Source organism: Clostridioides sp. ZZV15-6597 (assembly GCF_020657815.1).
Classification (GTDB): domain Bacteria; phylum Bacillota; class Clostridia; order Peptostreptococcales; family Peptostreptococcaceae; genus Clostridioides.
Genome location: NZ_JAGWCT010000032.1, coordinates 16,529 through 42,362, shown reverse-complemented (window position 1 = coordinate 42,362; position 25,834 = coordinate 16,529). Strand labels below are relative to the sequence as shown.

Annotated in this window: 23 protein-coding genes and 1 tRNA gene; 4 read left to right on the top strand and 20 right to left on the bottom strand. The window is 26.9% G+C overall.

The window, feature by feature from the left end; all coding sequences use genetic code 11:
• The first annotated feature begins 263 nt into the window (after window positions 1-263).
• Window positions 264-530, top strand: coding sequence for a 30S ribosomal protein S20 (gene rpsT / locus KGF52_RS09430; RefSeq protein ID WP_227432754.1), 267 nt, complete (start codon window positions 264-266; stop codon window positions 528-530).
• Between the two features lie 189 nt (window positions 531-719).
• Here the strand turns inward: rpsT and holA are convergent, their stop codons facing one another.
• The 4 genes from holA to KGF52_RS09410 form a co-directional block, all read right to left on the bottom strand.
• On the bottom strand, window positions 720-1,763 hold the full coding sequence (gene holA / locus KGF52_RS09425) for a DNA polymerase III subunit delta (protein ID WP_227828195.1): 1,044 nt from the start codon (window positions 1,761-1,763) through the stop codon (window positions 720-722).
• On the bottom strand, window positions 1,726-3,006 hold the full coding sequence (locus KGF52_RS09420; protein WP_227839985.1) for a ComEC/Rec2 family competence protein: 1,281 nt from the start codon (window positions 3,004-3,006) through the stop codon (window positions 1,726-1,728). The genes holA and KGF52_RS09420 overlap by 38 nt, the downstream gene beginning before the upstream one ends.
• Before the next feature lie 129 nt (window positions 3,007-3,135).
• Window positions 3,136-4,320: a GNAT family N-acetyltransferase gene (gene eis / locus KGF52_RS09415; protein WP_227828193.1), complete on the bottom strand. Its 1,185-nt coding sequence runs from the start codon at window positions 4,318-4,320 to the stop codon at window positions 3,136-3,138.
• 8 nt (window positions 4,321-4,328) lie between these two features.
• Window positions 4,329-5,234: a DUF2156 domain-containing protein gene (locus tag KGF52_RS09410; protein WP_227828192.1), complete on the bottom strand. Its 906-nt coding sequence runs from the start codon at window positions 5,232-5,234 to the stop codon at window positions 4,329-4,331.
• Window positions 5,235-5,420: 186 nt separating this feature from the next.
• Here KGF52_RS09410 and KGF52_RS09405 point away from each other — a divergent pair, with 186 nt between their 5' ends.
• On the top strand, window positions 5,421-6,257 hold the full coding sequence (locus KGF52_RS09405) for a ComEC/Rec2 family competence protein (RefSeq protein WP_227839984.1): 837 nt from the start codon (window positions 5,421-5,423) through the stop codon (window positions 6,255-6,257).
• Window positions 6,258-6,383: 126 nt separating this feature from the next.
• On the opposite strand, the gene KGF52_RS09400 is transcribed toward KGF52_RS09405, so the two are convergent.
• From KGF52_RS09400 to KGF52_RS09380, 5 genes are all read right to left on the bottom strand, one after another.
• Complete coding sequence (locus tag KGF52_RS09400; protein ID WP_227839982.1) at window positions 6,384-7,091, bottom strand: tRNA threonylcarbamoyladenosine dehydratase; 708 nt, start codon at window positions 7,089-7,091, stop codon at window positions 6,384-6,386.
• A 169-nt stretch (window positions 7,092-7,260) separates the two neighbouring features.
• Window positions 7,261-7,357, bottom strand: a tRNA-Sec gene (locus tag KGF52_RS09395).
• Between the two features lie 245 nt (window positions 7,358-7,602).
• A complete protein-coding gene (locus tag KGF52_RS09390) occupies window positions 7,603-8,442 on the bottom strand; it encodes a 3D domain-containing protein (protein WP_227839981.1) in 840 nt (279 codons plus the stop codon).
• A 241-nt stretch (window positions 8,443-8,683) separates the two neighbouring features.
• The gene (locus KGF52_RS09385; protein WP_227432554.1) at window positions 8,684-9,358 is read right to left on the bottom strand and encodes a uracil-DNA glycosylase; all 675 of its coding nucleotides are present in this window, start codon (window positions 9,356-9,358) and stop codon (window positions 8,684-8,686) included.
• A 40-nt stretch (window positions 9,359-9,398) separates the two neighbouring features.
• The gene (locus KGF52_RS09380) at window positions 9,399-9,770 is read right to left on the bottom strand and encodes a NusG domain II-containing protein (RefSeq protein WP_227828187.1); all 372 of its coding nucleotides are present in this window, start codon (window positions 9,768-9,770) and stop codon (window positions 9,399-9,401) included.
• A 66-nt stretch (window positions 9,771-9,836) separates the two neighbouring features.
• Between KGF52_RS09380 and KGF52_RS09375 the strand changes: the two genes are divergently transcribed.
• Window positions 9,837-10,892, top strand: coding sequence for an FAD:protein FMN transferase (locus KGF52_RS09375; protein WP_227839980.1), 1,056 nt, complete (start codon window positions 9,837-9,839; stop codon window positions 10,890-10,892).
• A 177-nt stretch (window positions 10,893-11,069) separates the two neighbouring features.
• Here KGF52_RS09375 and KGF52_RS09370 read toward each other — a convergent pair whose 3' ends face one another.
• The 9 genes from KGF52_RS09370 to KGF52_RS09330 form a co-directional block, all read right to left on the bottom strand.
• Window positions 11,070-11,504 (bottom strand): tellurium resistance protein TerC, encoded by a 435-nt coding sequence (locus KGF52_RS09370; protein ID WP_227828185.1) that lies wholly within the window; start codon window positions 11,502-11,504, stop codon window positions 11,070-11,072.
• A 3-nt stretch (window positions 11,505-11,507) separates the two neighbouring features.
• Window positions 11,508-11,705: a helix-turn-helix transcriptional regulator gene (locus KGF52_RS09365; protein ID WP_227828184.1), complete on the bottom strand. Its 198-nt coding sequence runs from the start codon at window positions 11,703-11,705 to the stop codon at window positions 11,508-11,510.
• Between the two features lie 251 nt (window positions 11,706-11,956).
• On the bottom strand, window positions 11,957-13,135 hold the full coding sequence (locus KGF52_RS09360; RefSeq protein WP_227839979.1) for an aminotransferase class I/II-fold pyridoxal phosphate-dependent enzyme: 1,179 nt from the start codon (window positions 13,133-13,135) through the stop codon (window positions 11,957-11,959).
• 56 nt (window positions 13,136-13,191) lie between these two features.
• The gene (locus KGF52_RS09355) at window positions 13,192-14,256 is read right to left on the bottom strand and encodes an aminopeptidase P family protein (RefSeq protein WP_227839976.1); all 1,065 of its coding nucleotides are present in this window, start codon (window positions 14,254-14,256) and stop codon (window positions 13,192-13,194) included.
• A gap of 104 nt (window positions 14,257-14,360) precedes the next feature.
• Window positions 14,361-15,623 carry a PTS fructose transporter subunit IIC gene (locus KGF52_RS09350; protein ID WP_227839974.1) on the bottom strand — a complete coding sequence of 421 codons (1,263 nt, stop codon included), beginning with the start codon at window positions 15,621-15,623 and terminating at the stop codon, window positions 14,361-14,363.
• A gap of 24 nt (window positions 15,624-15,647) precedes the next feature.
• A complete protein-coding gene (locus tag KGF52_RS09345; protein ID WP_227432546.1) occupies window positions 15,648-15,965 on the bottom strand; it encodes a PTS fructose transporter subunit IIB in 318 nt (105 codons plus the stop codon).
• A 55-nt stretch (window positions 15,966-16,020) separates the two neighbouring features.
• Window positions 16,021-16,476, bottom strand: coding sequence for a PTS sugar transporter subunit IIA (locus KGF52_RS09340; RefSeq protein ID WP_227828180.1), 456 nt, complete (start codon window positions 16,474-16,476; stop codon window positions 16,021-16,023).
• Window positions 16,477-16,490: 14 nt separating this feature from the next.
• On the bottom strand, window positions 16,491-18,380 hold the full coding sequence (locus tag KGF52_RS09335) for a PTS sugar transporter subunit IIA (RefSeq protein ID WP_227839972.1): 1,890 nt from the start codon (window positions 18,378-18,380) through the stop codon (window positions 16,491-16,493).
• 87 nt (window positions 18,381-18,467) lie between these two features.
• The gene (locus tag KGF52_RS09330) at window positions 18,468-19,829 is read right to left on the bottom strand and encodes a Sapep family Mn(2+)-dependent dipeptidase (protein WP_227839966.1); all 1,362 of its coding nucleotides are present in this window, start codon (window positions 19,827-19,829) and stop codon (window positions 18,468-18,470) included.
• 172 nt (window positions 19,830-20,001) lie between these two features.
• Between KGF52_RS09330 and manA the strand changes: the two genes are divergently transcribed.
• Entirely contained in the window at window positions 20,002-20,946 is a 945-nt protein-coding gene (manA, locus tag KGF52_RS09325) for a mannose-6-phosphate isomerase, class I (protein ID WP_227828177.1), read from the top strand.
• A 126-nt stretch (window positions 20,947-21,072) separates the two neighbouring features.
• Here manA and KGF52_RS09320 read toward each other — a convergent pair whose 3' ends face one another.
• Together KGF52_RS09320 and selB are read right to left on the bottom strand one after the other, a co-directional pair.
• The gene (locus KGF52_RS09320) at window positions 21,073-23,811 is read right to left on the bottom strand and encodes an ATP-binding protein (RefSeq protein ID WP_227839964.1); all 2,739 of its coding nucleotides are present in this window, start codon (window positions 23,809-23,811) and stop codon (window positions 21,073-21,075) included.
• A gap of 105 nt (window positions 23,812-23,916) precedes the next feature.
• Entirely contained in the window at window positions 23,917-25,800 is a 1,884-nt protein-coding gene (selB, locus tag KGF52_RS09315) for a selenocysteine-specific translation elongation factor (RefSeq protein WP_227839962.1), read from the bottom strand.
• Window positions 25,801-25,834: the final 34 nt, after the last annotated feature.

The following is a 25,834-nucleotide window of genomic DNA, read 5'->3' as shown; positions in this document are numbered from 1 at the left end:
ATGTAAATAGTTTGTATTATCTCAAAATATTTGTTACAAAAATGAAATATTAATTTATATATTAAAATATTTAAAACACAAAATATACCAACCTAAAAACAAGATATTGCAAATTATTTATACACAATCTATAGTCTAAAAAATCAAAATAAAAAACATTATTAAAATATATAAATAATAATCCTTGATTTTTAGATTTATTTCTGTTAAAATCTAATATGTTGACGATGAATATGAGAAAAAAATACAGGGAGGTGAACACGGTGGCAAATATAAAATCAGCTAAGAAAAGAATAAGTGTTATCGAAAAGAAAACTGCTTTAAATAGAGTTAGAAAATCTCAAATAAAAACTGCAATAAGAAGATTCGAAGATGCTGTTGCAGCTGGAAACAGAGAGGATGCTGTTGTTAAGTTCCAATATGCTCAAAAGAGAATATACCAAGTAGCTTCTAAAGGAACTATACATAAGAATGCTGCAGCTAGAAAAGTAGCTAAATTAGCTCAAAAGTTAAACGGTATGAACGCTTAATTACCAGTTTATATTTCTTATATATAATAACCCCTATGTAGGGGTTTTTTATTTTGGAAATTTATACAATAAAAAATAAATAGTTAGACATATTATAGTGGATTATATACTCTTAGACTCAATTTAGCCTACTTGTATTTTGAACTATAACATATCTTGCTATTTATTTTTTATTAATATATAAGTTTTTTACATTGCTTGCCTTTTACAGTATCTACTAACCAACATTTCTACTGCTAAAGTATCCCTTATAAGTCCTGTTTTTATTTTATAATCGCTTTCTAATATATAGTTTAAAATTTCTATGATTATATCATCAGAGAAGTTTTTAGTCTGTTTTAATGCTTTTCCTATTACAAATTGATGCATTTTTAATTTATCTGCTATAAGTTTTGCTGAGTATCCCTCTAGTTGTAATTGTCTTACTTGCATAACTATTTTAAATTGTCTAGCTATCATAGAAAATATACCTAAAACAGATTCGCCTTCTTGTATCATATCATTCAATATTTTCATTGCATTAGAAGCACTTTGCTCTCCAATATAATCAATTAACTTAAATATATCATTTTCAACCTTTTTAGGAGATAATTTATCTATTACATCATTAGTTACACTATTTCCCTTTCCAACAAATGAACTAATTTTATTTATCTCGTTTTCTAAGTCTGATAAAGTCTTTTCACTACTTTTATCTCTATATCCTTCTTGTTCAATAAAATACATTATTTGAGAGTTTTCTATTATAACTTCATTTAGAGCAAAAGATTTTTTTATCCACTTAAATAAGTCCATATCAGAAAGCTTGTCACAATTAAAAACAATTCCATTATTACCTATCTTTTTAACTAAAGATTTTCTTTTGTCAATATCTCCGTATACAACAAAAACTATAGTGGTAGTGTCTGGAGTATTATCTAAATGCTCTATCAAGTATTTTTCGTCGCTATCTGTAAAATTCTTTTTCTTTCCTTTTAGTAACTCAAAGTCTTTTACTATTACTATTTTTCTATCATCCATAAAAGGAAGTGTCTCTATAGAGCTTATAAGCTGATTTAAGACTATTTCCTTTCCATCTATTATATCTAAGTTAAAATCGAGCATTCCTTCGTTTAAATTCTCTTTAAAGACTTTTATTGCATTTTCTATTAAATAATACTCTCTGCCATAAAAAAGATACATTTTCTCAAGTTTTTTATCTTTTATATTCCTTATAATATCCTTGTAATCCATTTTCTTGCTCCTTTATCTCTTTTCCTTCTATGTAAAATATGTAAAAAAATACTCCTATGTAATAAATCACTACAATATAAAGTTTAGGGTTATCTATATCAATATATGCAAAATTTAAATTGCTGAGTTTCTCTAGTAAAAAAAATATGATTTCTATCAATGTGCTGTTGAATAAAGCTATTATTTTAGCTATTACTACACTTATTTTAAATATTATTAAACTTGCAATACTCAAATACATTATTATACCTATAAATGGTACTATGATTAAATTTCCTATGATTGAAACCAATGGTATACCTTTAAATGTATAATATATTATAGGCAAGGTTAATATATTTGACGATATTGTCAATGATACCATACTTAATTTTATAATACTATTTATTTTATTGTAAAATATTAGTATAGAGAATGTAGCTAAAAAAGATAATTGAAAACTTACATTATATATAACATAGGGGTTATTTATAATTAAAACTATCCCTATTAGAGACAGTGTTGATATTCCATCCTTTTTTCTATTAATAAAGACTGATAAATAGAAAACCATAACAAATGCTATAGACCTAATTATAGATGGAGACGCACCTACCATTATACAATATAAAGATATAAAAATCGACAATATTAATAATTTATACAATTTATTTATACCTCTTAATAAAAAAGCAATTACAACACATAGTATGCCTGTATGAAGACCAGATATAGATATTACATGACTAGTTCCTGTCCTAGTGAACATTTCTTTTTGTTCATCTGTCAAATTTTCAACCTCTGCTAACAATATAGAATTTATAAAATCTGAATTTTTCTTATATAAATATCTATAAGTTTTATTTATGTAAAGCTTTATTTTACCTATTAAGTCATATATTTTATTTTTACCAATAATTTTATAACTATTTATATATATTATACCTTTATATCCAGTACTTTTTATATATCTTCCATAATCAAAATCTTCATATTTCATTTTACCTAAACTTTTAAATTTACCTGTAACATTAACTTTCTGACCAATTTTCAAATTTTTAGTTCTTGTGTAATCATTTATTAGGAAAGCTCCTACTTTATACTGATTATATCTAGGCTTTTCAAATCTTCCTTTGACTGTTCCTTGTATGGTTATTATCTTATCATTAAATTTTTCATCCTCTTTCTTCTTATTTGTGATAATAAAAGATACAGCTATCACAAATATTAATATAATTAGTAAAGGTCTTCTTATTTGAATCATAATCACTCCTCTATAAAACATATTATTTAGATTATTTTCAAATAAATATTTTTTAAACAAAAGAAATTATTCTATAAACAAAAGAATACGTCAAAAGATTTACTAAAATCTTTTGACGTATTTTCACTTCTATATATATTCATTTATATAATTGTCTTTTTTAGAAAAAATGCAATTAAGTATTTCTATTGTTTCTTTTGAAATACCTTCTATATTATTTAATAAAAGTGCTTCTTCAACGTCTGTATAAGAAAATGCCAATTGTGTTAAAGCATTTATATCTAATTTAATATCAAAACACTCTTGAAGCCCTTCTGTGCATTCTTTATTTAATTTTTCCACTATTACTTTCTTATTTTGTATAGAGACTTTGAATAGTCCATTATTTTCTTCTATAAATTTATCTTCTATATATAATTTTATAGAGCTATTAATATCCTTATCTATATCTATATCTTCAATAAATTGCTTTACATTTATAACTCTTCCCATCATAAAAGGTTTTATTTTTATCTCACAATCTTTAGGGTTGTCTAATATAAACCTTATCTTATCTATTGTAGGAGTAGCTATAGAAGCTATCTTACATTGAGTATTGTGATTATATATAAATTTAAGCATTGATTTAAGAGCATCTATGTTTTTATAAAATAGCTCTCTGACAAACATTTTATCTCCTTGAAGAAAATAAATTATATATCCATCTTTTTCATTACCTTCATGGATATATAAATGTCCGTCTTCACTTTGGATTTCTTTAAATAAGTTTTCATAATAATGTTCATCTTTTAACACATTACCATTAACCTCATTTAAAAATACTTTATCTATTTTAATTAAATCATCAATTTGTGATAAATCAGCTTTTATCATTTTTCCATTTGCCTTGAAATTTTTTAAATCATCTGTTTTGATAGTATATTCAATTTGGTCATAACAATGCTCATATCCAAATCTTCTATAAAGTCTATAGTCAATTGGCATTAATATAGATACTAGTTGTCCTTTCTTATACAACTCATTTAAAGTAAATTTAATAACTTTACTCATATAACCAGTTCCTCTCCCCTCAGGAAGTGTAGAAACCCCTACTACATACGATGTATTGTATACCTTACTATTTAAGCTTAATTTATACTGGTTTAGCTGAAGAGAGGAAACAATTTTTCCTTCATCTAAAGCTATTACAGTATTTTCATATTTATATTTATCATTAAAATAGTATTTCATGAAACTTTCACTGTCATTAAAGCAATAACTCCATATTTCTTTTATACTTTCTATTTCTTCGTCTTTAGCATACCTAATCTCCATATAGTTTATTAAGCCTCCCTAACACTGTACTTTTCAACAAATCTACAAGGGTGGTAAGAAAGTTTAGCTTTTCTCAGACCTTCAATACCTAAGTCTTCTTCTCTATTTACAAATTCAACATCTTCAAATTCACTTACTAAAAATTGTTGGTTTATAAATGGATATAAGCCTCTTATATCAGGATTGGCTTTTTCTATATGAATTAATGCCATGTTTTTATTTAAAAGCTCTCCGATACTAAATGCTTCTAATTTTCCATCCACATATACACCAAACACTTTTACTTTATCTTTTAAAATATCGTAATTGTTAAATATCTTTTTGATACCAACCAATTCATCATCCATGCTTTCATCAAATTCGTTATTTTCTTCTTTGTTACTTTCCCATTCTTTCATTAATACTAAACATTCATTGAAGTTTTCTTTATCTAATAATCTTGCTTCATATCTACCTGCATATTCTTTTAAGAAATAATTAATGTGATTTCTCTTCTTTTGATTCTTTTTTCCAGCTAATGTTCTTAAACTTTCTGCATCATAGATATAGTCAAATAAATCTCTTTCTTCTATATACTCAAATCTATTTGGGTATTTTTCTTTTAGAAATTCTACCACTTCAGTAGTAATACCTCTTAAGTATATTTTTTTGTTGTTATGTGAAAAATACTCAAGTACAAAATCTACAACTTCTGGAAGTTTGTCTTTTTTAGCAAGTGGTAATATTGAGAAACTATCTCCTTCGTATTCACCAACTAAAACAGCAAAATCTTCACCTATATAATATCCTGTCTTATAAACATGTTGCCACATATATAAAGTACTAAAACAGTACTCACAAGCTTCATAATCTACTAAATCAAAATAAGGGTCTAGCTCCTTTTTTGAATTTAGTTCAATATCTTTGAAAAACATAAAATCCTCCTACCTTTTTATTGCTTAATTTTTTAAAATTTTATTTTGTATCTATAAAAACTCCAATTTAGTTATGGTATTAATTTCACTTATATTGTCTAAAATATAAAATAGGATAGTTCCCATATATCTTATATTACCCATCATAAAATTATATAAACATGTAATGACTGGAGTGATTTTTTATTGAGAAATAAAATTTTTTTATTAACACTTATTATAATATCACTTTTAAGTGGTTGTGACAAAAAATCTCTACTATCTATACATATGATAGATGTTGGACAAGGTGATAGTCTTTTAGTACAAACACCTACAAAGAAAAATATATTAATTGATGGAGGTGATGAAGATAGTGGAAATATAGTTACTAGTTACTTGAAACAAAAAAGAATAAAAACCATCGATATAATAATAGCCACACACCCAGATTCCGACCATATAGGTAGTCTTGATAATGTCATAAAAAAATTTAATGTAAACTCCATCTATATGCCTGAACAATCAACAGAAAGTGAAGCTTATCAAAACCTAATAAGTTCTTGTAATGATAAAAACCTATCTATTCAGTATCTATACAGAGATGATGTTTTAAATATTGATAACAATATAAATATATATGTATTAAGTCCTTCATATATACAAGAAGAATCTAATTTAAATTCAATAGTTTTTAAATTAAACTTTAATGACACCTCATTTTTATTTATGGGCGATGCTGAAGAACCAATTGAAAAAGAAATTTTACATTATTTTAAATTAGATAATATCAATTTTATAAAAATAGGTCATCATGGAAGCAATTCATCAACTACGTCAGAATTTATTGAAAAAATTCATCCAGATATAGCCGCAATATCATGTGGATATAAAAATCAATACGGTCATCCTCATAAAGAAGTTATCAATAATTTAAAACAAAACAATATATCAATTTATAGGACAGATAAAATAGGTGATATTGTTTTTTATAGTGATGGTAAAATGATATTTACAAAACACAAATATAAAATAGACACTTAACATAAGAAATAAAACTGTAACTACATAACAGAACTAGGCTAAAAGCATCAACATAAAATGGTTTTATATTGATGCTTTTAGCCTTTAAAATGTGTCTATAAAATTTATAAATAAAACATTTAACATTTATTCCCCTAATAATTCATTAACTATTACAGATGCAATTACTAATCCTCCAACAGATGGCACAAATGATACACTACCTGGTGTTACCTTTTTACCATTAATAACTTTCTTTTTAAGTTCTATTGGTTGTTCAGTTGAATATACTACCTTTAATTTTTTAATTCCTCTGTCTCTAAGCTCTTTTCTCATGACTTTAGCTAGAGGACAAGTACTTGTTTTGTGTATATCAGTAACAACTATTTTAGTTGGGTCTAATTTATTTCCCATCCCCATAGAGCTTATTATTTTTAAACCTTTTTTTTCACATGTTTCAATTAAATGTATCTTTGAGCTTACCATATCTATTGCATCCACAACATAATCATATTTTTCAATTAATATTTCACTGCTAGTATCTTTATTATAAAGATTTCTTATTTTTTTTATATTAATATTAGGATTTATATCTAAAATCCTTTCTTCCATAACATCAACTTTATATTTTCCCACAGTTGAATGTAGTGCTGGTATTTGTCTATTTATATTTGTTATATCTACATCATCAAAATCGACAATAGTGAGATTACCCACTCCAGCTCTTGCTAAAGCTTCAACAGTAAAACTACCTACTCCTCCAACTCCAAATACTATTACATTTGAATTTTTAAGTTTTTCTATCCCATCATCTCCAACTAGAAAACTAGTTCTCGTTGTAAAGTTATTTTCCATTTTCCACTCTCCTAGACTTTTATATACATAATATTAGTATTAGATAATTTCCATTATATAATACTAAATATTATATGTCACTAAAAATATATCACTAAAAGTAAATTATCTCAAAATAATTTTTAAATTCAAAAGGGTATCTTTTAATATTAAAAGATACCCTTTATACTGGCGGGAATGCGTGGGAATCGAACCCACCTAAGAGGCTCTTAACCCCTCATACTAGTTTTGAAGACTAGAGGGCACACCGGCACCCATCCACTCCCATAATGAAACGTTTCTCAACGAAATCTATAATATCATATATTTTGACTCTTTGCAACAATTTTTATAGATTAATTTGATAGTAAATCATATTTTAAATAGTCTTTATCTATAACAATTAATATTTATATATCTGCTTATTATATTTATAGACTTAAAAACTGGAAACCATATTTTAATTATCTATAAAGAATTTTTCCTCTATTTAATCAAAATATAATTTCCAGTATAAATACAAATTATTTAATTATTTTAATATACGTATATCTATAGTTTTTCTTCCCCAGTTATAAACTGTTTTTGAATCATTCATAAATATATCAATTTTATTTCCTTTTATTGCACCACCACAGTCTTCAGCAGTAAATACCATATCAAATTGAGGTATATATACTTTCGTTCCATATGGTATAACCTTAGGGTCTACAGCTATTGTTCCCCACTTAGGCTTTGTTCCTGTTGCAGTTATACTATGACCAGAATATGCAGTTGCTACAACTCTCATACTTCTACCATTGTTACTACTACTGCTACTTGAAGAAGATGAAGCCATCCTTCTTGAACTTTCTCCCCTTGATGAAGCTACTTGCATTTCTACTTTTGTTCCTTTATTTACAACTTTATTAACTGGCTCAGATGTAACAACTTTTTTCACAAATTCCTTTTCTACTTTCTTACCATTGTGATAAGTTTCTTTATATACTAATTCACTTTTACCAGATTTTCCTTCTTCTTTAACTTTAGAATCTCCTTTTGACAAAGAGCTATCTTCAACAACTGTAACTTCAAATGGAATGTCTTTAGTCTCTACAACTGTTTTTTCCTTAACATCAATTACTTCTATTTTATCTCCATTAGATAACTTTGAATTTACATCCAAACTAACTATATCATTTCCATCATAGCTAATGTTTTGAGCTTCCAAAAGGTCTCCTACATTAGAGCTAAATGTAGATACAGTTCTCTCTTCTCCTTTTACTACCAATGTTACTTGTTTATTAAGTGCAGAGTATCCTGATAAAATTCCAACTGATAAAACAACCGCCATTGCCGAGACTTTAACATTACTCAATTTCTTTAAATTCATATAAAATTTCCTCCCTCAAATTTTTTACACTATATATTTTGCTTCGTAATATTCTGCTTCGTAAATTTCTTTTTTGTTTTTTGTGTAACTAAATTGTAACTATTTTTTCAAGAGTTGTCAACTTGACAAAAAAATAGAAATATGCATATATAGTATTTTCAACTATTAAAGCATATTTCTATTAGTTACAACAATGTCATTGTTTATTGTTGTTTTGTTATCGTTTTGTTACCTTTTATCTTTATATATTTTCTATCTGCCAATTGATAGGTTCTTTTCCTAGCTTTTCGAGAATTTCATTTATCTTGGAAAAGTGCTTACATCCAAAAAAACCTTTACTTGCTGATAATGGACTTGGATGAGGTGCTTCCAAAATATAATGCTTACTTGTATCAATCAATTCTACTTTTTTACGTGCATTACTTCCCCACAATACAAAAATTACTGGGTCTTCACGGTCACTTAAAATAGAAATCACTCTATCTGTGAAAATTTCCCACCCTTTATTTTTATGAGAATTAGCTTCATGTGCTCTAACAGTAAGTGCTGTATTTAAAAGTAAAACACCTTGGTCTGCCCAAGGCATTAAGTATCCATTATTAGGTATAAAACATCCTAAATCTTCTTTTAACTCTTTGTACATATTTAATAGAGATGGTGGAGTTTTTACTTGTGGTTGAACTGAAAAAGCTAAACCATGAGCTTGATTATCTCCATGGTAGGGGTCTTGTCCTAGTATTAAAACTTTTGTATCTTTATATGAAGTGTGTTTTAAAGCTTCATATATGTTATGCATATTAGGAAAAATTTGACGTGTCTTATATTCATCTATAAGGAATTTTCTTAAATTTAAATAATATTCTTTTTCAAATTCTTCTTTTAATAATTCATTCCAATCGTTTCCTAAATTAACCATAGTTATCACCAATTCCTTTCAGCTATTTTTATTTATTGTTTTATTTAGAAATTATATCCTCTTGATTGTCATTTTTTTCATTAGTATTTATTTTTATGCTCACTCTGTTAGGTATACAAACTATACTTTGGCTTGGTTTGTTTATAAAACCTGTATGTACACACACCTTATCAGGACATGAAGCATCTATTATCTCTACACCTTTGTCGTGAATTTTAACTATATTGTACCCTCCTCTATTTTCTATTTTAAATTCTTCTTTGGCATTTATTGAAACAGTCTTATACAATTTATTATCTACATAAATTTCAATACTTCCAGCATTTTTAGAATTTATAACAGTTATTATTCCATAACATGCTGTGATAACAATCAAAACACCTAAAATAAGAAGAATGTCTTTTTTCTTCATTTTTTGTCCTCCTATGAAATTATGCTATAATAAGATAATAACACAATTTCATAGGAGGAATATACCATGAATAAGAAAAAAATCACATTTATTTTTGTGATATTGATTTTAGCATTAATTTTATTTTCATTTTTTAGGAGTTCAAGTCAAAATACTAAATATAGTAAGACAAGCTATTACCTTGGTACAGTAAATGAAGTTACTATATTTAATACAAAAGAATCAAAAAGTGATAAAATTTTAAATGAATGTGATTCAATTTTAAGATATATTGATAACAAGATGAGTACTCATATACCAGGAAGCGATGTTTCTAAAATAAATGATAATGCTGGTAAAGATTTTGTCAAAGTTTCTGATGATACATTTTTTGTTGTACAAGAGGCTATAGAATACTCTAAGTTGTCAAATGGATACTTTGATATAACAATTGGTCCACTATCCAATCTATGGGCAATTGGAACAGACAAGGCTAAAATCCCAAATGACTCTGAGATAAACGAACTTCTTCCTCTCATTGATTACAAAAATATTATATTAGATGAAAAAAATAAATCTATAAAATTAGCTAAAGAAGATATGAAAATTGATTTAGGGGCAATAGCTAAAGGATATGCTGCTGATAAAATCGTAGGCTATTTGAAATCAGAAGGTGTAAAAAAAGCTTTAGTAAACTTGGGAGGTAATATATTTACTCTAGAAGATAGCAAAAATAACAAACCTTTTAAAATTGGTATTCAAGACCCAACTAGCAAAAATGGAGAATCTATAGGAAATATAGAAACTACAAATAAATCTGTTGTTACATCTGGAATTTATGAGAGATTTATAGAAAAAGATGGCAAAATATATCACCATATGTTAAATCCATTTACAGGATACCCTTTTGAGAACAACTTAAGTAGTGTTACAATAATATCTGATAAATCTATTAATTGTGATGCTTTATCCACTTCTACATTTGGACTTGGACTTGAAAAAGGCATGGTTTTAATTAATAGTATTGATAATGTAGATGCTATATTTATAACCAAAGATAAAAAAGTATATTTAACTAATGGCATACAAAATAATTTTAAACTTACAGACAAGGCTTTTTCTATTGAAAAGTTCAATAAATAGTGAGTTTAAATAATAACTATATCTATTATGCATACAAATTTATACATACAAATTTAAATAACTCTAATATAACTAATGTAAATTTAAGTTTTATATAAAATATGGTATATACTAAGTAGTCTAAAACAAATTGTACTTATGTATATACCATATTTATAGTTTAATTTATATAAAACACTACCCATTATTCTTTAACTTTCGATAATAAATAACACCTACAACATACAAAACAATCCATAAAACAGATAGATATATAATGATTACCAATGAGTTGTATATATCTAAGGCATGTAGTACAGAGAAAACAAAAGCAGATATAGGAATTATTATCATACACACAATATAAGCATATCTTCCTGCTTTATCTCTATACATAACATTCCTTTCATCATGAAGATTGATGTCTTCTGCTTCAAGCTTTTCTTTGTATTCCTCTTTATGCTTATTCCAGTAAAAATATCGATAAATTGCAGAAATTCCACCAAATCCAAATCCTCCTGCTAATCCAGCAAACAAAGAACCTAACTTATTACCAGTCATTAAACAAAGAAACAAGAAAGTAACACCTAAAACTACAAATACAATTCCTATTCTTAAATTTCTCTTTTCCATGAACTATATCTCCTTCCATAAAAATATTTCTTCAATCGACATTTCAAAAAAATCAGATATTTGAAATGCAAGTTCTAAAGATGGATTATATTTTCCATTTTCAATAGAACTAATCGTCTGCCTTGAAACCTTAAGAATTTTTGCAAAGTCCTCTTGATTAAGACCTTTTTTCTTTCTTAAATCTTCTACACGGTTTTTCAAAAATATTTCCTCCTTTTTGTAAAGTTTCCTTTACATCTATAATATAGCACTTGCTTTTATTTTTGTAAAGGAAACTTTACAAAACATATATAAAAATAGACATTTCATCAGAAATGCCTATCATTAAATATATTTACTTTTACAATTGAATTACATCTTGTTGTCTATAAACCTTATTTTTTGATGTTTTTTAGTATATCCCTACAACAACCTACATTTTTATATTTTCAATAAATAATACAACTAACTTTTTATAGTGACTTTACAAACAAATCCATTCTATTTAAAGCTTCAATTACGTTTTCTTTTTGAGTTCCTAAATTTATTCTAACATAGTTCTCACCATCTTTTACAAAATGACTTCCATCTTCTAACAATACTCCTGTATCTATAGCCAACTTATCTGTAAACTCACTTGCACTTATACCTAATCCACTTATATCCATCCAAGCTAAGTAAGATGATTCCATCTTCATCAATCTTATCTTACTATATTTATTTACCCAAGTTTCTAAAAGTTCATAATTTGATTTTATATATTTATTTACACCACTTAACCACTCTCTACACTCATCATAAGCTGTTATTAATCCTATTATTCCAAACACATTTGGAGAAGTTATAGAATTTTGTTTTAATTTATTTCTAAAAGTATCTCTTATATCCTTATTTATGACTATTGAATAAGAAGTCTTTAATCCTCCAAGATTAAAACCTTTATTTGGTGATGTCAATAGGATAATATTTTCTAAAAGTTCCCTTTCAAGCTTAAGAATAGAATTAAATTCTCCATAATGAATATGCTCTGCATGTACTTCATCTGCAACTAAAATAACATTATTTTCTTTACATATAATTGCTACTTTCGTCATTTCTTCAATTGACCAAATTCTTCCTGATGGATTATGTGGTGTACAAAACATCATTAGCTTAGGTTTATTTTCTTTAATTTGAGATTCTAATCTATCAAAATTTATATAATATCTATCATTTATCACATCTAATGTATTACAAACTACATTTACACCCTGCTTTTTAGCTGATGATTCAAATGGGTCATAAACTGGTGTATTTAATATTATACTATCTCCTTTTTTACAAAAAGCTTGTACTACATAGTGAAGTGTTGACACAGTTCCATAAGTCAATGTAATCCATTCTCTCTCTACATTTACTTTATGCATATCTTTTTGCCACCCAATAACTGAATCATAAAATTCGTCATAACAGTATGTATATCCAAATACACCTCTTTTTACAGCTTCAATAAATTTATTTTCTATTTCTGTTGGTATTTTAAAATCCATATCAGCAATCCACATTGGCACAAAATCTTCTTTAATATCTCCAAATTTATCTTTTATAATGTTTAAGTCCCACTTTCTACACTTTTCACTTACTCTATCTGGTCTATCATCAAAATTATACATTTAAATTTACCTCGTCTTTTCTTATTATTATAAAAATACTTAGCTATAATTTATTTTTAATTTATTACTATTAAATCTTTGGTAGATGTAGTAAGTCTCATACATCCATCTTGAGTTATAAGTACATCATCTTCAATTCTTACTCCTCCAAGTTCTGGTACATATATACCAGGCTCTATAGTTACAATCATACCTTCTTTTAATACTTCATTTGATTCTGGAGCTAATGCTGGATACTCATGAACCATAATACCTACTCCATGCCCCAAATTGTGACCAAAATTATCACCATATCCATATGAACCAATTATATCTCTTGCAACCTTATCTATTTCACCAGTAGTCATACCTGACTTTAAAACCTTTATACACTCTTCATTAGCTTTCTTTACTATATTATATATTTTTTCAAGCTCCTTATCTGTAGTTCCCATACAAATAGTTCTAGTAATGTCTGAACAATAATTATTGTACTTTGCTCCAAAATCGAATGTAACAAAATCTCCATACTCTATAATTTTTTCACTTGCTTTTCCATGAGGTAAGGCTCCTCTCAAACCAGATGCAACTATAGTATCAAATGACTCTTTTTGTCCACCTAATTCTTTTATAAATCGTACAATTTCATTTTCTACTTGCATTTCACTCATACCAACTTTTATAAAGTCAATTATATGATAAAATGTAGCATCTACTATTTTACAAGCTTTTTTTATATATTTTATTTCATCTTCATCTTTCTCTTTTCTTAGAGTAGATAAATCAACTGATTTTAAAGTTACATTTAACTTGTTACTCATACTTTTATATGAGTCAAAAGATACTTCACTTCCTTCAAAGCCAATTTCTTTTATATTTTTATTTCTACAAATATCATTAATTATGTCAAAATACGTTCTATTTTTATCCATTAATATAACATCAAATAAATCTGATTTTCTTTTAACTTCTTCAAAGTACCTAAAATCTACTATTATATATTGTTTATCTTTCGTTATAAAAACATAACCTGATGAACTAAATAAATTTCCAATATAAAACTTATTGGTAGAACTATTAATAAGAATTCCATCTATATTATACTCTTTAAGATACTTTCTTATTTTTTCTATTTTATTCATAATTTTATCTTCACCACCCTTAATTAGTCATATAGGTAAGGCTGGTAATATTGTTTCAATCAATATTACCAGCCAAAGTTATTCTAGATAGTAAAATTTATAAATTAATCAATATAATCTACAACAAGTTTACCATCTTTTATTAATTTATTTCTGTAAAATACATTCCCTACAGCTATGAATATAGCACCAACTGCTATACCTATTACATATCCAAATAAGTTATCTACTAAAGGCCATGCCCATATAGCCGACTCTGGGAACCACTGAATTGCCCCTAAAATTATACCTGTAATAGCTCCTATTATACTTCCTACTATATTTAAAGGTATAACAAAACCTGGTCTCTCAAGTGCAAATGGTATCGCTCCCTCTGATATACCCATAAATGATAGGAATATAGAAGTTTTTCCTGCTTGATAGAATTGTCTATCATATACTCTTCTTCCTACTAATCTTTTATCTAATAAAGTTGTAAGTCCTAATCCAATTGGAGGAACAACTATAGCTATTGTTCTTGCTGTTATTGGTAATACATTTTCTGTAGTCAAACCAAGTGCAACGAATCCTGCTGCTTTATTTATTGGTCCACCTAAGTCAAATGCTGTAGCTGCTGCTAAAGCTGTTGCATATACATACTCTCCTGCTGCTCCTGCTGCTGTTAAGAAGTTTTTCATACTTTCATTAATTAATCCACCAAATGGAGTTATTATAAATATCATCAATACCATACAAGTTAATGATGCTATTAGTGGTATTAAAAATGTTGTTTTAAAAGCTAACCAGTTATGAGAAACTTTTATAGATTTATTTAACCATTTTACAAAATATCCTATTATAAATGCTATTAATATTGCACCTAAGAATCCTGATGCAACTGGTACAACTTCTGTCCATTGTCCATCTACGAATTGTGGTACCCCTACAGGTTTATTAGCTACATATCCACCTATAAATCCTGCGATTAAGGCTGTTTTTCCACCTATAGAATTTGCACAGAATGCTGCAAATAGTGGTATTGCAAATCCAAACAGAGTAAATCCGAAGTTTGACATTAATTGTGCCATGTTTAAAAGACTAAGCTTAAATCCTGTAAATTCACCTGAGTTCATAGCATCAACTATACCTACAGATGGGTCAAGTCCTAATATTGCATATGGTATTAATTGAGATAAAGCTCCTATAAGTCCACCCATTACTAAGACTGGTATCATATACGATATACCTGTCATTATATGTTTACTAACTTCTTTCCACTTTCCATTTCCCTTTGATTGAGTTGGATTAGATGGAGTAGTTTTTCCTGCGTTATTGCCTCCTGTTGTAGAAGCACCTGAACTGTTTATAACTTTTTTCTTGATTGCCATTCTATTTCCTCCACAGTAAATTTATTATATTCCTAAATCCTCTTCTATTTCCTTTATAACACCTTCTGCATTCTTTATAGCTTCTTGTAATTCAACCTCATAAACTTCACAACCATCAAATCTTTCCATACCTTCTGGTGTTATTGCTACTGCATGTATTATCATAGTTGCTCCTAATATGTCTTCTCTTGTTAATTCATTTTGCACACCATCTGCACCTTGAGTTTCAACTTTTGCTTCATAACCTAATGCCTTTGCAGCTTGCTCTATTGCTTCTGCTGCCATAAAAGTGTGAGCTAGTCCCATTGGACAAGCACATAATGCTACTAATTTTTTATTCATTTTAAATTCCTCCTATTTACTTTAATTATTTTTTTATTTTAACCTTAGTATTTATCTATAAACCTAAAGCTTCATTTATTAAATTAGCGATTTCTTCCACATTATCACTCTTTAAAAGAGAATCTTTAAAATCTTTATTTATTAATTTTCTTGAAAGAGATGATAATAATTTAAGGTGTATGTTTTCTTTACTTTTTCCTGGCATAAGTAAACTTATTGCCAATTTGACATTGTCCTCACCTTCGTTCCAAACAACATCATCATTAAACTTTAGTACCACTACTGCTGGATTTTCAATTGCATCATTTTTAGTATGAGGTATTGCTATAGATTCTCCTAGATTTGTAGTAAATTGCTCTTCTCTAGCTATTAAACCTTCATATACTAGATTTTCATCTTCTGTTAAATTTAATTCTTTAGCTTTCTTTGCTATAAATTTTAAAACCTCAACCTTAGACTTAGCCTCAGTATTTAAAAATACATATTCTTTGTTAAATATGTTTGTTCCCATTGTTAATTTCCTCCTTAATTACCTATTAGTGCCATTAATTTATCAAAGTCACATATTTTAATAATTCCTCTTACACCACCCTCATCTTTTATAAAATTGTAAAGGTATTTAAATATTGAAAAATTATGTTTTTCTTTAGTATTAAAAAATACCATAAATACTAGTTGAACTTCTTGTTTATCCCAAATTATTGGATTTTCAAGTATTCCAACTCCGATTATAGATTTTTTATCTCCCTTCACTATTGTGTGAGGTATAGCTACTAGATTTCCTATTTCAGTTGATGAAATATTTTCTCTTTCTATTATGCTTTTTATTGAACTTTCTTCTATAAAGTCTCTTTCTTTTAACTTGTTTGAAAGCGAAAGTATAACTTCTTCTTTTGTATTTGCTTTTATACTGAAAAAAGCTCTTTCATCAAACATATTACTTATTATTTTTCTTCTTTCTTCCTTTTCATAAAAGGCTTTGTTTACGTTTTCAATTACGCTATCATCAAAAATATTTTCTATATATAGTACTGGCTTTTCATATCCTTTTAATTCAACCGTCGATACTACCAAATCAACATCTTGACTTATTGCCATATCAAGATATCTAAATGGATAAACACCTACAACATTTAAATCACTTATATTTTGCTTTAATTTTTCAGAAAGAAGCTGACCTGTACCTATACCATAGTGACAAACTATACAAATTTTCTTACTTGTATTTTTTTTCATTCTTTCATTTGAAGCAGCAAAATGAATAGCTATATATCCAAGTTCATCCTCATCTAATTTTAAATTAAATTCAGTTTCTATCTTATTTGATAAAAACACAGCTAAGTTAAAAGCTATTGGAAATTTCTCTTTTATTTGATGAAGTAGTGGATTATTAGATTTTATATTAGCTTTTGCTCTATTTAAAAACCTCTTTATATGGTCAGATATCGCTATCATAAACTCTTCATCTTTTGTATAATCACTTCCTGAGATAAGTAGTATATCTTGAAGAGCACTACTTATAACACAACTTATTCTTTCTTCAATTTCACTTGCATTTTTTATTCCCTGTGCACCTCTATATGCTATTACACCAGAATAATTTGAAATATAAATTACTTCATCTTCAATAAGTTTAAATCCAACCTTATCAGATATTTCTTTCATAAGCTTTTCTATAAAACTGTAATTATGAAATCTATATCCTGTATCTATTAAATTTATATTTTTACTATGACCTCTCTTACTTCTAAACACAGAAACTATTATTTTTGAAAGTAAAAGATTAAAATCTTTATCTGAAATTATTGTTTCTTTTTCTCTTAAATGCTTTTCTAAAATACTTTCTATGCAATTTATATCGTTTTCACTGATATCATCCAAAAATACTTTGATTTTACTCTTCTCATCCAACTTTATTGCATAATCAGTAATCAACTGTCTTATATTAATTTCTTCACCATATATATAGCTTCCATAATAAGGTTTAGATTTTATAACTAAGTCATACTTTTCAAGTTTTCTTTTAAGCTTACTAGACAATTTATTTATGGCTGCTATACTTAGATTTAATTCTTCTGCCATTACTTCTATACTCATATAATTTCTGTTAATCAGCATACATATTATATTTGATATCCTTGCTTCTTCAGAATCATCCAAGAAACCATTTATATATTTATTTGCTTCTTTAACAGCCTTTGCTATGTTAGTTTTAGAGCCACTTAACTTATATCCTATGCCTCTTGAAGAATCGATTTCTAAATCATACTTACTCAAAATACCATTTAAATCTGCTATATATCTTTTAATAGTTTTAGTAGATACATCTAATTTAATAGCTAGTTCATTTGATGTCATATATCCATCTTTATTGCTTAAACTTTTTACTATTACTGCATGTTTCTTAGTTATCATTGTATCACCTTCTCTTTGATTTCAATTATATATCAAATAAAATTTTAATTGTATATATAATATGTCTATATAAGGGACATTTTGTATTTATATATTATTACATAATGTAACTATTGCCTCCGCATAGATACCTATCGCAGTTATAAATCTATCTAAGCTGGCAAATTCATTTGCACTATGAACATTTCCAAAACTACCATCAGGAAATTCACACCCAAATATTACTGAGTTCTTCATTTCAGCTGCATAGCTTCCTGCACTGGTTACTCTAACAACACTTTTTGAGTCTCCAGAATACTTTACATATATCTCATGTAAACTCTCTACAAGTTTTGAATTCTCATCTATATAATTTGCTTGCTTTAAATTTTCCCCAATAAACTCAAATTTATTAATATTATTTCTTTTTATATACAAATCAAATTTTTCTATTATCTCTTCAACTGTCAATACTTCAGGATATCTAACACTTAAAATTACTTCAAGCTTTCCATCTTTTATATTTATTATTGTCGGAACCATTGATAGAATTCCACATTTCCCTTCAACATTTAAGCCAAACAGTTTTCCATCTATATTATCTTTATTTATTAGCTTATACAAGTCTTTTGCCCAATCTTCATCAAGATTTTCTGCTAAAACTTTAATTGTATCTAATATGGGATTTATTGCTTTTTCAGGTTTAGATGAGTGTCCACCTTTCCCATTCACAATATACTTACCATCATTAAAACTTATTGAAACATTATTAAAATCAAAATTTATATAGTCATTACTTAAATTTTTAATATTTTTTATATACACTTTATCTGGAATTGTATTAAACTCTATTCCACCACTTAAATCTAGATATTTATCATCTATATCCAGCATTAGCTTTATTATTGCTCCACCCTTTTCTCCATTTAGTACAGGAAATTTAGCATCTGGGGTAAATCCATATACACCATGTGGTTCTTTGCTATAATAGTGCTTTATGCACTTAAATCCACTTTCTTCATTTCCTCCAGCAATTAATCTAACTTTTCTCTTTAAATCTATATTTAGACTTTTTATCATTTTTAATGCCAAAAAATTTGCTATCATAGGACCCTTATTATCTGAAACACCTCTAGCAACTAATTTATCACCTATAATATCTAGCTTAAATGGCTCACTATCCCATCCTTCTCCTGGATTTACAACATCACAATGTCCAAATATATCTATATAATCTTTACCATCTCCATATTCAATATAAACAGCATGATTATCTATATTTTTAACAGTGAAATTGTTTTCTCTACCTAAATTTTCAAACCAGTTTAATGCATCATATACACCTTTTCCAAAAGGCATATCTTTAGATACAGTATTTTTATCATAAAAGGAAGGTATACTTACCCATGCCTCCAACAATTTCAAGAATTCTTTTTTATATTTTTGATTTTCTTCTTTAAATCTCTCCATGATTATCACTCCAATTTAAACCTTTATATTATATATCATAGTTTATCTTGTTTCATAACTCCTTATACTTTATGTCATTTCAAGGGACAAAACTTTTTTACTATTGATTTTATAATCTATTTATATATAATTATTTGTAGGATAAATTTAATATCATAGGAGGAACAATATTATGGAACCATTATTTTTAAAACCTATTTTTATGGATAGAATATGGGGTGGCACTGCACTTAGAGATAAATTTAACTATGAGATAAAATCACCAACAACAGGTGAATGTTGGGCTATAAGTTCTCATAAAAATGGAGATTGTCTGATAGAGAATGGAGAATATAAAGATAAAAAGCTATCTGAATTATGGGAGAAAAATAGAGAATTGTTTGGTAATACACCTGGAGATAAATTCCCTTTACTTACAAAAATACTAGATGCCAATGACAATTTATCGGTTCAAGTTCATCCAAATGATGAATATGCTCAAAAAAATGAAAATGGAGAATTAGGTAAAACAGAGTGTTGGTATGTAATAGACTGTTCTGAGGATGCAGAAATTATAATAGGTCACAATGCAAAATCTCGTGAAGAATTTATAGAAATGATAAATAATAATGAGTGGGACAAACTGCTTAGAAAAGTTAATATAAAAAAAGGTGACTTTTTCTATGTTCCAAGCGGAACTATACATGCTATATGTAAAGGAACATTAATTTTAGAAACTCAACAAAATTCAGATACCACTTATAGAGTTTATGATTATGATAGAACCGATAACTTAGGAAATAAACGTGAACTTCATGTTCAAAAATCAATAGAAGTTACAAATGTCCCTCATACAAATTTTGATACTGATTATAAAACTGTATCAACACCAAGCTTTAAATGTACAACATTTGTATCAAATGAATTTTTTAGTGTTTATAAATTAGACATTTTTGGAAAATGTAATTTTACTCACAACACACCTTTTTCTTTGTACAGTGTACTTGATGGAGCTGGTAAATTGATACACAATTCTATAGAATATGATTTAAAAAAAGGTATGCATTTTATATTACCAAATAGCTTTGGAGATTTTGGATTTGAAGGTAATTTAGAAATTATATGCTCCCACATATAGATACAAAATACATTTAACTTTAACAAAAGCTAGACTAACATAAAAACTCCTTTTTATGATAGTCTAGCTTTTATAGTATACTATACTAAATATAGAATATGTTATTTTTACAATTATAATAAATTTTTAATAATATATATCAGAAAATTCTATTTTTATTTTTTCCTGAAGATTATATATTCTCTTATCTTCTGTATAGTACTCATTACTAAAACTTTTCATTGGCAGTGAAATTAAGAATTCTGTACCCTTATTAACTTCACTTATTACTTCTATATCTCCACCATGAAGACTTACTAGGTTCTTAACTATAGCAAGTCCTATTCCACTTCCTTCAGTGTTTCTAGATAAAGTCTTGTCAACTTGTGAAAACTCTTCAAAAATCAACTCCAATTTATCTTGAGGTATACCAACGCCAGTATCTTTAACACTTATGATTACTTTATCTATTTTATAATAAATGTTTACATATATCCATCCTCCATTATCAGTAAATTTAATACAGTTTGATAATAGATTTAGCATAATTCTCTCAATTTCAGCCTTGTCTACATAAACATTGATTTCTTCAAGCTCTGTATCAAATAGAATTCTTATATCTTTTCTACTTGCATACTCTTCTATATTCATAAACAAATCTTCTATTACAGATACAATATTGTATTTTGCAAGTTTAAGTGTATAAAACCCTGACTCCATCTTTGTCAAATCTATAATATTATTTATCAATCTTTGAAGTCTATAGGAACTTTGTCTAACTAAATCAACATGAGATTTAATATTATTATTATAGTCTTTTATTTTTTCGCTTCTATAAAAAGAATCTACCAATTGATTTGAACTTGATATAACATTTAATGGTGTTTTTAACTCATGAGACATATTTGCGAAAAACTCAGTTTTTATTTTATCTGTTTTAAATCTTTCAAGCAACTCTTTTTCAGCTTGTTCAGAGTATTTTTTATGTGCTAAATCTTTTATAATAAGCATTATATATCTAGTGTTATATATCGCAAAAGGTAATGCACTTAATTCTACTTCTACTATATCATCATAATTATTTATTAATTCATATTCTAGTAGAAGTATACTTTTATTTTCATTTAAAACTTTAGTCATATTTTCAGTAAATTTTATTTTTTCTTCAGTATTTGCATTCATTAATATCTTAATATTAGAATCTTTTACATCATCTATACTTGTAAAAGATAGCATATCTAAAAATGACTTATTTGCATAATTTACACTTAAGTCTTCTCTTAACAAGCATATACCATCAGGTAGTATATCTATAAATCTTGAATAAGATGATTGACTTTCTTCAAGTTTTATTTGTGATATCTTTCGAGAAGTTGTATCACGTATTACAATAATAGTTTTATAAGTTCCTTCATTATTATAATGAGAAAAACTCATCTCTACATATTTTACTTCACCCTCTATTACATACCTTTTTTCTATACTTTCTTCACTTTTACATATTGATGAAAAATCGATATTTTCTAACGTCTCTTTAAATATTTGTCTACATGCATTATTTACATATATTTTATTACTACCTTCAAGTACTACTATACCATCTCCAACACTTTCTAAAAAGTCTTCACTTCTCTTATTTGCTTCAATAAATTTTCGTTCATATTCCTTTTTCTTAGTTTTATCCTTTAATACACATAAGACTCCTTCTATTTGTGTAGCTATGATTAAAGGAGCAAATATAGCTTGGTAAACCTTATTATCACTTGTATCAATAAATTTTTCTATATTTTTTTTATTGATAAATACATAATTAATGCTTTCTATTAAGTCATTAAAATTTTTAACTTTATTACTTAATTTACCTTGTTCTTTATAATCTCCAAAAATATTTCTAAAACTTTTATTTGCATATGTAATTTCTCCATCCTTACTAAACACAACTATACTATTTACAGCAACATCTAAAGTAGACTGTAATCGTAATTCTCTTTTTATAAGTATTTCTTTAAGTTCTTCTATTTTTTCTGTTTCATATATTAATTTTTTGTTTTTTTCTTTCAAACTTTCCGTTTTTATTGTTAATTCTTCATTTGTATCATGTAATTCCAATGCTGTTTTCTTAATATTCTTAGATACTATATAATTATATAAATAGTATAATGATACATTTATTATTATTTGTGATAACATACCTTCTATATGCCTATTACCAATTACTATATGTAGTAAATTTGGAACTCTTGATAAGATTGTTATTATTATTATTCTATTAAAAAACTTTTTTTCACTATATTCCCATTTATTTACGTTTGAACTTGAGTTTAGTTCAATTCCACTCATAATAGAGGCAATTATCATAAATATAGATGTAACAACCCCTAAGGTATAGTGTAATGTCCCTCTGTCTAAAGAGTTACAAATTCCAGATATTATGAATAAAGATGATGTTGTCAAAACTACAGCTACTACAAATAAAATTATGCTCGAATGAATTTGTTTATTATCCTTAACAAATTTAAAACTTAAATACACACCTAGTATAGGAAATAAATCTGTTATTGCTGATATTGTAATGTTAGTTCCAATTATAACTTCTTCTCTAGCACCTAAACAATTAAATAAATATATACACTCCAATACTCCAGTTGCTGCAAATACTAACCCCAAAAATGTAGAAAATGAATCTACCTTAAATTTTGTAGTATTAAATATAATCATCCCTGTAGCTATTAAGAATGTAGCATATACAGCATGCAGTAAAATTTCATATTTATTTGTATCTTTTATAATAAATAACAAAAGCACTGAGCCCATTATTATAAATAAAAGGCTCATGTCTTCTCTTTCTTTTATATCTGGTTTCACAGCAGGTATTATATTCTTCAATACTTTACACTTCCTCTTAATTAATATTTTATACTAATTAATTTATACGATACTCGACATTATAATTCCTTCTTTATACCTCAAAGCAAAAACAGACATTTTCCGCTAAAACAAAATTCTTTTGTTTTCTATTCTCTTAGTTATTTTATTTCTATCAAAGTTTTCTAATATAATCATACAATTTTTTCTACTAGAATCTATCAAATCTCTGTATTCTCCTAGTGTTATTTCCTTATTTTCTTTTATATAATTTATTAAAGTATTCTTTGCATCTTCATAAATATCTTTATCCATTATATACAAATCATCCAATTTCTCTACTTTGTTACCTATCATTGACTCTAATACTTCAGCATAGTTATGATTTCCTTCAGAAACTTCATCTATTGTCAATATTGAAGAAACTCCACATGATTTTAGCCTTTTTTCTATTTTTTTTGCTATTTCTCTTTGTTTGTCATTTAAGATAACTTCAAAATCAAATAATGATATTATATTATTTTCTATTTTTATAATATTTTCTGTAGATAATTTTTCTAGTAAAATATCCATTTCTCTAGTCTTAAAATTACTTTCTACCTTGGACCTTACTTCTTCTTTTAACATACCTTTTCTCAATCTATACTTCTTATGGTACTCACTTAAAAGATTTATCGTGCTTTCCTTCAGTTTATTATATTGATTTATATGCATGTACATGTTTCCAATAGGCAATACTTTATTTTCTGATATAAGTATCTCAATAGCTCTTTTTACATGTTCTTCATGAGCACCACTATAGCTCATTATTGCTTTTATATTTGGATAATTTTTTAGGTTTCTCTTTAAGTATTCTTCTATTATATCTTTAAGTTCACCTTTTTCTTTTATTTTTAATGCCTCTATAGCTTTTTCATCAAATCTCTTATGCTTTTTAGGAGATGGGTCAATTATCACACCTCCACCTATAGTTTCCATTGGAGAATAGCGTCTGACAACAAAAGTATCACCCTTCTTAGATACTATACTTTCTTCAAGTCTTAGCTGAACATATCCATTCTCTCCATTTTCAATTAAATCTTTATCTAGTGGAACTGCTCTACAAAGTATTTCTCTAGTACCATGATACAATCTCAATCTATCCCAATGTCTTATCCCTTTTTCTAAATGATTTACTAATGATAATCTTACATCTAACATCATTGATTCTTCTAATGAATTTGGAGCCGCCAAGACATCTCCTCTTTTTATATCATCTACCTTTACATTTGATATGTTGATTGCTGTCCTTTGTCCTGCATAAGCTGTATCTTTATTTTCCCCATGAACTTGTATACTTCTTATCTTTGTTTTTAATACTTGTGGATATATAACCAAATCATCCTCTATACTTATCTTTCCTTCTATTAAGGTACCTGTTATTACAGTACCAAATCCCTTTATAGAAAATACTCTATCTATATTAAGTCTTGCTGGAGAATTTTCGTTTTTATCTTCTATTGCCTCACTCATCTTATCTATTTTTTCAATAAGAGTATTTATTCCTTTTTTAGATACAGAATCAACTTCAATTATTTCTGCACTTTCAAGAAAAGTACCTTTTATTTTTTCACAAATATCTTCTTTTACTAGTTCTCTAAATTCTTCGTCTACAGTATCAGATTTAGTCAAAACTACTATTCCATTTTTTATATTTAAAAAACTTAAAATATCTAAGTGTTCAACTGTCTGTGGCATAACGCCCTCATCTGCTGCTACAACAAGTAAAACTATATCAAGTCCTGATGCTCCAGCTAGCATGTTTTTTATAAATTTTTCATGTCCTGGTACATCTACGATACCAGCTCTTCTATTATTTGGTAAATCAAAATAAGTAAACCCTAGATTTATTGATATACCTCTCTTTTTTTCTTCGTCTAATGTATCAGTTTCTCTTCCAGTCAATGCTTTTATAAGAGTTGTTTTTCCATGGTCTATATGACCTGCTGTTCCAATTACTACGTTTTTCATTTTTTGCCCCCTATCAAAGCTTAAATGCTTCTAA